Genomic DNA, 11,131 nt, shown 5'->3' with positions numbered 1-11,131 from the left:
GCTCCAAACCAGAGGGGGTTAAACCGCGACTTCACGTTCTGCTTCATTGGCTTTCCACGGCATCAGCTTGCTTTCAGCCAGCTTCACCGCCGTGTTCAGGATCAGCGCCAGGGCAATGATCCCCACCAGTGCGGCAAACACGCCGGCGGTGTCGAACTGCGAGGCCGCATCCGACAGCAGATAGCCCAGGCCACGGTTGGCCGCGATGATTTCGCCCACCAGCGCGCCGATCAGCGCATAGGGCACCGACAAGCGCAGGCCGGTGAACACCCAGGTGAAGGCCGAGGGGATCACCACCATGGTCAACAGGTCACGCTCCTTGGCGCCCATCAGGCGCAGGATGGTCAGTTGCTCGCGGGACACATTGCGCACGCCGCTGTAGGTGTTGAGGAACACCAGGAAGAACACCACCGCGGCGGTGAGGATGACTTTCATCGGCAGACCGATACCGAACCAGAGGATGAACAGCGGCGCCAGCGCCACTTTCGGCAGGCTGTAGAACGCGGTCAAAAACGGATCGAGGATGTCAGCCAACAACTTGGCACGGCCCAATACAAGGCCTGCGATCAAACCCGCGAGGGAGCCGAAGAAAAAGCCCAGCACCGCCTCCAGGGTGGTGATGCCGACATGGTAGAAAAACACGCCATTGAGCAGGATTTTCCACAGGCTCTGGGCCACGGCCGAAGGGCGGCTGATGAAGAATTCCACGCCAAACCAGCGCGACACGCCTTCCCACAACAGCATCAGGAACACCAGGAACAGCAAGCGATAAACCTGGATCATACGACCTCCAGCGAGTGAGCCAATGAAGAAGGGTCTGCGGCGCCGGCAACGTCGGGCGCCAGGCGTTTCCACAGTTCGGCGCAGAGTTCCAGGTAGCGTGGATCGGAGCGCAGTTGCACCAGGTTGCGTTCACCGGTCAGCGGGATGTCGAGCACATGGTCGATGGTGCCGGGGCGGCCAGCGAACACCACGCAGCGGTCGGCCAGGGCGATGGCCTCGTCGACGTCATGGGTGACGAACAGCACGGTCTTGTTGAGTTTGCGGCACAGGCGCAGCAGTTCGGTCTGCAAGGTCAGGCGCATCTGCGCGTCGAGGGCGCCGAAGGGTTCGTCCATCAGCAGGGTTTCCGGGTCACTGGCCATCAAGCGCGCCATGGCCGCGCGTTTGCGCATGCCGCCGGAAAGTTGGTTGGGGTAGCTCTCGCCGAAACCGGTGAGGCCGACCAGCGCCATCAGTTCCTCAACCCGCGCCTCGATCTCGGCCTTGGGCACGCGGCGTATCTGCAGCGGCACCGCGATGTTGCCCGCCACCGTGCGCCAAGGCAGCAGGTGATCGGCCTGGGTCATGTAGCCGACCCGGGTGTTGACGCCGTTGACCTCGGCACCGTCGTAATGCACCACGCCCTCGGTAGGGCCGAACAGCCCGGCCGTCATGTTGAGCAAGGTGGACTTGCCACAGCCCGAAGGGCCGACCAGGGTGATGATTTCGCCGCGCTGGACCTCCAGCGACACATTGCGTACGGCCACAAACTGGCGGCCCTCGACTTTGAAGCTTTTTTGCACGCCTGAAAAACGGATAAAGGGTTTTGCGCTCACCGCCCCTCCTCGTCCGGTACGCCGGACTTGTTTGTTGTTGGTGAGCAGAGGATGAACGGATGACAGATTTGTGGCGCACGGGATCGGGCCGGATCATGCGCGGGATTGGGACAAGGGGAATAGGAGGTCTGAGGTTAACCGCGCCGCCACTCATCCGGCGACACGCCCAGCACCCGCCGAAACACATGGGCCAGGTGCGACGGCGACTCATAACCGACGTTATTGGCAATCTCCAGCACCGACATGCGCGTGTGCCGCAACAGGGTCTGTGCCCGTTCAAGGCGCAGCCGTTGCACGTAAGCCAGCACCGTCTCGCCGGTGTGCAGCGCAAACAGCCGGGTCAGGTGCCGACGCGACATATGGAACACCGCCGCAATCTCATCCAGCCCCGGCGCGTGCTCAAGGTTGCCTTCCACATAAGCCTTCACGTCGCGCACCAGCATGGCGCCGTGGCGCTCGGTGGAAGAGCGCTGCAGGCTCGGCTGGCTGAGGGAAACCGCCAGGCATTCGAGCAGCAGCAAGTGATCGGCCTGGGCCAGTTGGCGACGGCGATCGACATAGGGGTCGGGTTGGCTGAAGGCCTTTTTCGCCAGCAGCAAATGGTGCAGCGGCGCCGAGGTTTGCCAGATGCCCAGGGTGGGCACGCGCAGCAAGCGGTTGGCATCGCCGGACAGGTCACGCAGGGCGTAGCGCATGTAGTCGGGGTCGACATAGAACGCCAGGTGGCCCTGGCTGGCCGTGAGTGACGATGAGGAATGGCTGCACTGCGGCGGCACCAGCACGAACTGGCGTTCGATTACCGACGTGGTGCGCCCGCTGTCTTCGTCCTTGAAGCGCAGCAAGCCGTGCTCGGGCACCATCAGCATGAACTCGTCATGGGCATGGGCCCCGGTTTCATAGGCGCCATTGGAGTTGAAGACGCTGTAGATATCACGCATCGCCAGGCACTGCCGGTGGGTGTTGGAGTGCTGACACTAGCATGTTTGGTGCCAGCGAAAAGCAGCGTCCTTGCTGCAAACCCCGTTAAGCCAACGGCACTCGACGCGTGGTCAGGGCCATGCGCCCCACCAGGAAGCTCAACGCTGCGCCCAGCAGCAACATCGCCAAGGTGCCCCACGCCGCGCGGGAGAGCTGTTTGGCGGCCACTTCGCCGGCTTCACGGGCTTTCTGCTCGGCCTGCTGCTTCAGTTCATCGACCTTTTGCATGGCTTGTTGGTAAGCCTGGGCATAGTTGTCGACGATCTGCGTGGCTTCTTCTTTGCTCTTGCCCGTACGCGCAGCAACGATGTTGACCAGCGCGTCTTTATCCGCAGCATTCAACGCAGGCTCACCGGACGCCTTGACGCGTTCGAACCACTGCTTCAACTGATCGCCCGCCTGGGCCGGATTTGTCGCCGCGTCGGTGGCGGTCTGTTTGCCATCGGCGGCGGCCTGATCGGTTTTCTGTTCGACGTTGGCCGGGTCCAGCTCAGGCTTGCCGCTTTGCTTGAGCAAGGTGTCGAGCTCGCCTTGCAGGCTGTTCCAATCCAGCTGGATGCCCTGCTCGTTCAGTTGCTGCTTGACGCTGTCGCCAATACCCGGCGCTGCCGCCGCGATGCCGCTACCAGCAGCCGACAGGCCCTTGCCCACCACATTCCCGGCTGTGCCGACAACACTGGCAGCCAACCCTGCCAACAGCCAGGTGGTGAGCAAGGTAGTCAGGGTCCAGGTGAGTACGCCGTGCAGGCCCCCACGATCCGGCGCGGTCCGCCCCGCCACAAAGGCCCCCACGCCGATTGCCACCAACGTCGAGACAAACAGCCAGATCCCGGCGCCTGTGCCGAAACCGCTGAGCGGGTTGCCGGCCTGCATCGGGTCGACAGCGCTGGCACCGATGGCCGTTCCCAGCACACTCAGCACCAGGTAGGTCACCAGGGCAATTGCACTACCGGCCAGCACGGAACTCCAGGACACGCGAAACAGCGAACGGTTGGTTTCATAGACAGTGGTCATGTTCGATCCTTTGACAGTGATTGACCGTTTCAGTCTGGCGAGACGGCTGCTTGCCGTCCCCGCTCAAATGCACCAGGCCATCTGGTGCATTCGCACCCCGTATCGCGGATTGCCTCTGCACTATCCTGATGTGCGGGTGTCGTACTTCACATGCGCCCAAAACCCCGGAGAACCTATGACCCAGGACGTTCTAGCCAAAGAAACCAACCGTCGCCAACTGCAGCAGATCATCTCCGGGCTGTCCGACGGTGTGATTCTGGCCGAGATCGATCAAACCATTCTCTGGGCCAACGAAGCGGCCCTCACCATGCATGGCGTGGGCGACGTGATGGGGCTAGGCGCCGATGGCCAGGAATATGCCAAGCGTTTCGCCTTGCGCTACCGCAACAACCACCCCGTGCAGCTGGAAAACTACCCCCTGGCCCGAGCCGCCGCGGGCGATGAATTCAGCGACGTGGTGGTGGAAGTCACGCCCACCGCCGATGAAGAGAAAACCTGGGTCCATCGCCTGCGCAGCCTAGTGATTACTGACGCCAAGGGTGAACCTGAGTTGCTGGTACTGATCCTCAGCGACGCCACCGAATGGGCCAGCGCCGAACAGCGCTTCGAAAAAACCTTCAACGCCAACCCGGCGCCGGCGGTGATCTGTCGCCTGAGTGACTTGCGCTACATCAAGGTCAATCAGGGTTTCCTGGAGATGACCGGTTACAACCGCGACCAGGTCATCGGTAAATCCGTGTATGAGCTGGACGTGCTGGAACAGGCCGAGCGCAAGGACCTGGCCATCCAGCGCCTGGGTGAAGGCGCGACCATCCCGCAGATGCAGGCCGAACTGCGCCTGCCTGAGGGAGGCAGCAAACTGGTGATCGTTGCCGGCCAACCCTTGGACATGAACGAAGAGGATTGCATGCTGTTTTCGTTCATGGACCTGGAGCCGCGACGCAAGGCAGAAATCGCCCTGCGCCAGAGTGAGGAGCGCTTCGCCAAATCCTTCCGTCTCACGCCCGTGCCGACCCTGGTGTGCAGCGCCAGCAACCGCCAGGTGGTGGATATCAACGAAGCCTTCATGAGCATCACGGGGTACACCAGTGAGGAGTTGATCGGCAAGTCCATCGAGGACATCGACTTTATCGACAGCCCCCAGGCGGGTGCGCAGTTGTTTGCCTCCCTGGAAAAAGCCGGCAACCTCGACGGCCAGGACCTCAAGGTGCGCAAGAAAGGCAACGAGGTGATCGACTGCGTGGTGTCCGCCGACACCGTGATCATTGAGGACGTGCCGTGTTACCTGCTGGTGATGATGAACATCACCGAACGCAAACGCTCCGAGCTGGAGTTGGTGGCGGCCATCGAGGAAGTGATGCAGGACGCGTCCTGGTTCAGCCAGACACTGATCGAAAAACTTGCCAACGCCAAGAGCGTCAACAGCCCCAACCAGCCGAACATCGCCTTTACCGACCTCACGGCCCGTGAACGCGATGTGCTGGGCTTGATCTGTGAAGGCCTGGCCGACAAAGAGATCGCGTCACGCCTGAAACTGGCGCCCAATACCGTGCGTAACCATGTGGCCACGGTGTACTCGAAATTGGCGGTGCACAGCCGCAGTGCAGCGATCGTTTGGGCCCGTGAACGCGGGCTGTTTGCCGGGGAATTGCGCCTTAAAAAGTAGGTCGTAAAAGTGCAAATGCACTAGTGCGCCTAGTGCGAATTCGCCTTATTGCAGCGAGGAGCAAGCCATACCCTTCAGGGGTCGAACATTTTGTCCTGAAGGAACCCGCATGTTTACCCTCTCTCAACTGCGAAATTGCATCGAAGAAGGCCTGTCGCCGCTGACATGTGAATTTACCCTGTGCCGGGACGCGTCCCTGACCCTCAAGGTCTACGACGCGCAAACCGGCCGTGTGGATCTGGTGGTGACCGGGATCAGCACTAACCGCCTGCAGACCCCGCAAGAAGTCGAAAAGATGGTGGAAGAATTGCGCTACGAACTGCAGAGCAACACCATGGGCAAGCTCACGCTGGATGACTTGCCTTCAACGACGCCCCAATGAAGTAGAACACCCCGCCCCCCACGATGAACGCCCCCAGCATGTAGAACATGTAGTGGGCCGGCAGGCTGGCCAATACCAGCCCACACAACACCGGCCCCAACGCGGCGCCCAGGTTGGACAGGTTCTGTGCCCCGTAGTACATGCCGCGCAGGTGGTCCGGGGCGATCCGGTCGATAAACATGTACTCGGCCGGAAACACGATGATCTCCCCCACCGTGAACACCGCCATCGCCAGCACCCACCACAACACACTGGTGGACAGCGCGAACCCGACGATGCCCAGCATGAACATGCCCAGCCCCGCGATCAGCCACTGGCCCAGGTAGCGGTGCGAAATGCGCCGGCCGATCACGTACTGCAAGGCAATCACCAGCACCGCGTTGGTGGTCAGCACGGCGCTGACCACGGTGTAGGTGTATTCAGCGCTGGTGGTGGTCACTAGGTATTGCGACAGCCACGCGGTGAACTGGCCGAACACCACGGCACTGAGCACACCACCGAGGGTAAAGCACACCAGGCGATGATCGCTTAGAAGCACTCGGCCGACGGCCAGGAATGGCACCGGTTTTTGGGCGGTATCCACGGTGGTCAGGGCACGATCGCCCCAGCGCCAGTACAGGAGGAAAAACCCCACCCCCAAAAGCGCCGACAGAATAAACGGCAGGCTGATATCCCATTTGGCAATCATCGCCCCGAAAAAAGGCCCTACGGCATACCCGATATTGGTCAGGGTGTACTTGATGGAAAACACTTCGCTACGTGCATCTTCGGGCAACAGGCTGGCAAAGCCAGCTTTGACGGCGATATCAATCACCGCATAAGCCAGGTTGATCAGGATCAGGCAGCTGTAGAACGCCCAGATGTTCTGCGCCAGCACCGTGCCGATAAAACCCAGCACAAACAGCACGCTTAAGGCGAGTAATAGCCGGTAGCTGTCGATGCGGTCTACCAGGAAACCGCCATACACGCTGAGCAGCGAGCCAACGATCAGCGAACTGCCGATCACCAGGCCGACCTGGGTGATATCGAGGGAAAAGTGGCGGGTGAGGTAAATCACCAGGTACGGAAAGGTGATGGCTTTGGCCAGCGTGAGCAGCAACGTGGCGGACAGCAACAGGTTAACGGTGCGAGGGTAGTTTCTTATTGTGGCAAGCATCCTGCTCTCTTTCCTTGAAGGTAACGCGACCTTTTCAGCCGGCTACCTTAACTCAGGAACAGGGCAGAAATACAAGGTCATTTCTTGACGGGAGTGATCTCAAGAATGGTGCCGTTGGTTGTCTTGAGCAGCACAAACCTATCGCCCACCCGCGCCCACTGGCTGTCTTCTTCAGGCTGCTTGAGGCCGCGTTTCTTCCAGTCACTGACGGCCGACTCCTTGCGCATCAAGATATCGGGCGCGCGGTCGCCTTCTTTCAAGTCACGGGTATTGATGTTCGAAGGTTGCACGGTTTCCTGAGGGGTATCACCGGCTTGCACGATGAAGCTGGCGGTGGACAGGCTGGTAGCGACCAGCAGCGAGGCGATCAGGGATTTGGACTTCATGGGTGCTCCTTCAATGAATGATGCTTACCCAAGTTCGGACCGCCGCCGCGCATGATCATTCAATCCACCTGTGGCCTTCATAACCAGGCGGCGTCCCAGAGTGGGTAGTCGCCTATGCGCGCCACCAAACCCGCTCGCAAGGGGTTACCGATGATGTAGCGTGCGATGGGAATAAGGTCTTCCTCGGCACGTGCTGCACGGTCATGGTATCCGCTCTGCCAAAAAGCGCCCTGTGTGCCACAGGCTCGATTGATCGCCAGCGTACTCCTGGATTTCACCCTCTGCATAACCTGGGGCAACGATGCATCCCGTAACTCAAACAGCCAATGGAAATGGTCCGGCATGATGACCCATGCGAGAGATTCAACCCTGCCGAGGTCATGGGCCTGTTTGAGTTCTGCCACCAGTAACCGACCCAGATAAAAGTCGGTAAATACTGGCCGGCGTTGGTAAACCACAGCGGTCACCAAATAGGCACGACCTGTTTCTGAATAGCGACCACGACGCAACAGATGAGAGTTGGGCTTCTGAAGCAACACACAGCTCCTGTGAATGGATAAGAGATCAATTCAAGCTAGCAGTCACCGCCCATCTTTCTGCTCAGTTCAATTTCCTCATATTTCCCCCCCCATTGTGGCGAGGGAGCTTGCTCCCGCTGGGCTGCGCAGCAGCCCCAAAAAACGTCAGCGCGACCTATCTGAACGAACGCGGTGTTTGAGTTGGGGCCGCTTCGCGCCCCAGCGGGAGCAAGCTCCCTCGCCACAGGGGATTCAGCCGCGGCTGATACCCCATTGCCTCTGTGAAATAAATCCTGTAATTTTTCATGAAATTTATCGAAATAAATTTCATGACACCTCAAGAAGAACTCGCCACCCTCGCCGCGCTGATCCACGACCTGCGCAAGCACAAGAAGCTCACCCTGGCCCAGCTCGCTAAAGAAATCGAGCGATCCGTGGGTTTTCTGTCCCAGGTCGAGCGCGGCCTGTCGCGCCCAACCGTGGCGGATCTTACTGCTATCAGCCACGCCCTCGATGTACCCACCACCTATTTCTACAGCCAGCCCAAACCCAAGGCCGTGGACTGGATTACCCGCCCCAATGAGCGGCGCACGGTGTATTACGCCAATGGCATCACCGACATCCTCGTCTCACCGAGCATGAACGGAGCCTTTTCAATGCTCGACAGCCTGTTGGCCCCCGGAGCCAACAGCGGTGAACAAACCATGAGCGACCGTGCCGAACAGGCCGGTTTTGTGCTGGAAGGCGAGCTGACGCTATGGGTGGAAGGTGAAGCCGATTCAGTCACCCTCCGCCCAGGCGACAGTTTCCACTTGGCCAGCTTTGCCCATTGCCGCTACGCCAACCTGACTGACCTGCCCGCCCGCGTGCTGTGGGTTTACAACTAGGAGCTACACCCGTGAAAAGCCATCCTGCCTCCCTACTGGCTGAAGTCCGGACCTTTCGCCAGAACCACCCCGACGTGCGTTACGTCGACCTGATCGCCCTGGACATTCCCGGGCATTTCTACGGCAAGCGCTACCCCATCGAGATGCTGGAAAAAGTCGCCGCCGGCAGCCCGTTGAAACTGCCGCAAAACGCAGTGTTGCTGGGGGCCCAGGGTGGCCTGTTCAAGATCGGTGACTACTGTTTCAACGACGGCGATCCGGATGCCAACCGCCGTCTGGTGCCAGGCACGCTCAAGCCAGTGAGCTGGGAGTCGCAACCCCTGGGCCAGATGCTGATCACCTCGGACGGCACCGAAGCGCCCATCGAATTCGAACCCCGCGAAGTGCTGGCCAAGGTGCTGGAGCGCCTGCACCACAAGGGCATCCACCCGGTGGTGGCTTTTGAATTGGAGTTCTACCTGTTCGACAAAAAACTCGACAACGGCCTGCCGCAATTCGCCCGCGACCCGCTGAGCGATGACGCCGACGACCAGCCCAACCTGCATATCGAACGGCTGTCACGCTTCAGCGAAGTGCTGGATGACATGGCGCACACCGCCAAGGACCAAGGCATCGATATCACGGTGATCACTGCCGAGATCGGCCCCGGACAGTTCGAGATCAACTTCGGTCACCTCGATGACGGCCTGCGCGCCGCCGACTGGGCCGCCCTGTTCTGCCGCAGCACCCGTGGCGTGGCGCTCAAGCACGGTTACCGCGCCAGCTTCATGGCCAAGCCGTACCTGCAATACCCTGGTAGCGGCATGCATGTGCATGTCAGCCTGTATGATGGCGCGGGCAATAACCTGCTGGCGGCGCACCAGCAGCAACCGTTGCGGCATGCCGTGGCCGGCTGCCTGGAGTTGCTGCCCCACTGCATGCCGATCTTCTCGCCGAACCACAACGCCTTCCGCCGCCTGGGCGGTACGGTCAACGCCGCCACCCGCGCCAGCTGGGGCTTCGAAGACCGTGACGCGTGCGTGCGCATTCCCGAGTCCGACCCACGCAACCTGCGCATCGAGCACCGCCTGGCCAGTGCCGATGCCAACCCGTACCTGGTGCTGGCGGCGATCCTAGTCGGCCTGGAGCACGGCCTGGAAGCCAAGCGCGAACCCATCGCCCCGCTGAACGAGGACCGCAGCAGCGGCACCGACTTCCCCCTGGACATGCTCGACGCCGTGCGCACCATGCAGCATCAAGCGGTATTGCGCGATAAGCTGGGCGCCGAATTTGTCGACGTGTACTGCGAAAACAAACGCCAGGACCACCTGGCCTTTCAACAAGAGATCAACGCGCGGGAATACCGCTGGTTTCTCTAACTGCCCAGGAATCATCGATGACCGAACAAGCTGCCCCGGCGCTGAAGGAAATTTTCAATGTCGAACGCCTCCACCATATCGCTACCGAGATGACGGCGGTGTACCCGGCGTTCGACGCCAAGGGCTTCCTCAAGCATGCCAAGGCCGGGTTGGCCGAGTTGTCGGTGATGCAGCGCATGGCACGGGTCAGTGAGAGCCTGCACGCCGTGATCCCGCTGGATTATCCGCAGACCCTCAAGTTGCTCCATGCTTTGGCGCCGAGCCTGAACAGTGCGTTTGTCAGCCTGTTCCTGCCGCACTTCGTGGCGAGTTACGGGCTGGATGACTTCAAGCGCTCCATGGCCGCGCTCAAGTACTTCACCACCTTTGGCTCCGCCGAATTCGCCATCCGCCACTTTTTGCAGCACGACTTCCAGCGCACATTGGCGGTGATGCAAACCTGGTCACTGGATGACAACGAACACGTGCGCCGCCTGGCCAGCGAAGGTTCGCGTCCGCGCCTGCCTTGGTCATTCCGCCTGGCACAGGTGCAGGCCAACCCCGAACTGTGCGCGTCGATCCTCGACAACCTCAAGGCCGACAGCAGCCTCTATGTGCGCAAGTCCGTGGCCAACCACCTCAATGACATCACCAAGGACCACCCGGACTGGGTGCTCAACCTGATCGAGGGCTGGAACCTGGATAACCCGCACACTGCGTGGATCGCCCGCCATGCCTTGCGCAGCCTGATCAAGCAAGGCAACACCCGTGCGCTGACGATCATGGGCGCCGGCGCCAAGGCCGAAGTGAAGATACATGACCTCAAGGTGACGCCGGCGGTGATCAACCTGGGCGAACGCATCAACCTGTCCTTCAGCCTGGAATCCTCCTCTGCCGCGCCACAGAAACTGGTGGTGGACTACGCCATCGACTACGTGAAAAGCGCCGGCCACAGTGCCGCGAAAGTGTTCAAACTCAAGGCGTTTATCCTCGGCGCGGGTGAACATCACAGCATTCGGCGTGAGCAGCATATCCGCGAGTTGACCACGCGTAAGCATTACCCCGGCAAGCATGTCGTGCATGTGCTGATCAACGGCGAGAAGCTCGCCAGCGCCGCCTTCGAACTGCGAAACGACTGACACAAATCAAAGAAAAGGCTCTAAACCGGGCCTTTCAGCTCTATTAATTGTCGAACAATCCTGGCTTTCT

General features: G+C 60.5%; 12 protein-coding genes. 5 read left to right on the top strand and 7 right to left on the bottom strand.

Annotated features, from left to right (window positions below; all coding sequences use genetic code 11):
• Positions 1-18 precede the first annotated feature (18 nt).
• The 4 genes from H096_RS25310 to H096_RS25295 form a co-directional block, all read right to left on the bottom strand.
• The gene (locus H096_RS25310; RefSeq protein ID WP_033902077.1) at positions 19-783 is read right to left on the bottom strand and encodes an ABC transporter permease; all 765 of its coding nucleotides are present in this window, start codon (positions 781-783) and stop codon (positions 19-21) included.
• Positions 780-1,598 (bottom strand): ABC transporter ATP-binding protein, encoded by an 819-nt coding sequence (locus tag H096_RS25305; RefSeq protein WP_033902076.1) that lies wholly within the window; start codon positions 1,596-1,598, stop codon positions 780-782. The genes H096_RS25310 and H096_RS25305 overlap by 4 nt, the downstream gene beginning before the upstream one ends.
• Before the next feature lie 134 nt (positions 1,599-1,732).
• Positions 1,733-2,536, bottom strand: a complete 804-nt coding sequence (locus H096_RS25300; RefSeq protein ID WP_033902075.1) for an AraC family transcriptional regulator — start codon at positions 2,534-2,536, stop codon at positions 1,733-1,735.
• A gap of 85 nt (positions 2,537-2,621) precedes the next feature.
• Complete coding sequence (locus tag H096_RS25295; RefSeq protein WP_033902074.1) at positions 2,622-3,590, bottom strand: hypothetical protein; 969 nt, start codon at positions 3,588-3,590, stop codon at positions 2,622-2,624.
• Between the two features lie 175 nt (positions 3,591-3,765).
• Here H096_RS25295 and H096_RS25290 point away from each other — a divergent pair, with 175 nt between their 5' ends.
• A complete protein-coding gene (locus H096_RS25290) occupies positions 3,766-5,256 on the top strand; it encodes a helix-turn-helix transcriptional regulator (protein WP_033902073.1) in 1,491 nt (496 codons plus the stop codon).
• Positions 5,257-5,365: 109 nt separating this feature from the next.
• Positions 5,366-5,638 carry a DUF1652 domain-containing protein gene (locus tag H096_RS25285; RefSeq protein ID WP_033902071.1) on the top strand — a complete coding sequence of 91 codons (273 nt, stop codon included), beginning with the start codon at positions 5,366-5,368 and terminating at the stop codon, positions 5,636-5,638.
• Here H096_RS25285 and H096_RS25280 read toward each other — a convergent pair.
• The 3 genes from H096_RS25280 to H096_RS25270 form a co-directional block, all read right to left on the bottom strand.
• Positions 5,601-6,794 carry an MFS transporter gene (locus tag H096_RS25280; protein ID WP_033902068.1) on the bottom strand — a complete coding sequence of 398 codons (1,194 nt, stop codon included), beginning with the start codon at positions 6,792-6,794 and terminating at the stop codon, positions 5,601-5,603. The genes H096_RS25285 and H096_RS25280 overlap by 38 nt on opposite strands.
• 77 nt (positions 6,795-6,871) lie before the next feature.
• A complete protein-coding gene (locus tag H096_RS25275) occupies positions 6,872-7,180 on the bottom strand; it encodes an RcnB family protein (protein ID WP_033902066.1) in 309 nt (102 codons plus the stop codon).
• A 77-nt stretch (positions 7,181-7,257) separates the two neighbouring features.
• The gene (locus tag H096_RS25270; protein WP_033902065.1) at positions 7,258-7,716 is read right to left on the bottom strand and encodes a transposase; all 459 of its coding nucleotides are present in this window, start codon (positions 7,714-7,716) and stop codon (positions 7,258-7,260) included.
• 311 nt (positions 7,717-8,027) lie between these two features.
• On the opposite strand from H096_RS25270, the gene H096_RS25265 reads away from it, so the two are divergent.
• Genes H096_RS25265 through H096_RS25255 form a run of 3 tightly spaced genes read left to right on the top strand, consistent with a single transcriptional unit; the run spans position 8,028 to position 11,061 of the window.
• On the top strand, positions 8,028-8,585 hold the full coding sequence (locus tag H096_RS25265) for an XRE family transcriptional regulator (RefSeq protein WP_033902064.1): 558 nt from the start codon (positions 8,028-8,030) through the stop codon (positions 8,583-8,585).
• A gap of 11 nt (positions 8,586-8,596) precedes the next feature.
• Positions 8,597-9,943: a glutamine synthetase family protein gene (locus H096_RS25260; protein WP_033902063.1), complete on the top strand. Its 1,347-nt coding sequence runs from the start codon at positions 8,597-8,599 to the stop codon at positions 9,941-9,943.
• 17 nt (positions 9,944-9,960) lie between these two features.
• Complete coding sequence (locus H096_RS25255) at positions 9,961-11,061, top strand: DNA alkylation repair protein (RefSeq protein WP_033902062.1); 1,101 nt, start codon at positions 9,961-9,963, stop codon at positions 11,059-11,061.
• The last annotated feature ends 70 nt before the right edge of the window (positions 11,062-11,131 follow it).

The organism is Pseudomonas sp. FH1, assembly GCF_000510895.2.
GTDB classification, from domain to species: domain Bacteria; phylum Pseudomonadota; class Gammaproteobacteria; order Pseudomonadales; family Pseudomonadaceae; genus Aquipseudomonas; species Aquipseudomonas azotoformans_A.
This window is presented reverse-complemented; position numbering and strand designations above follow the sequence as displayed.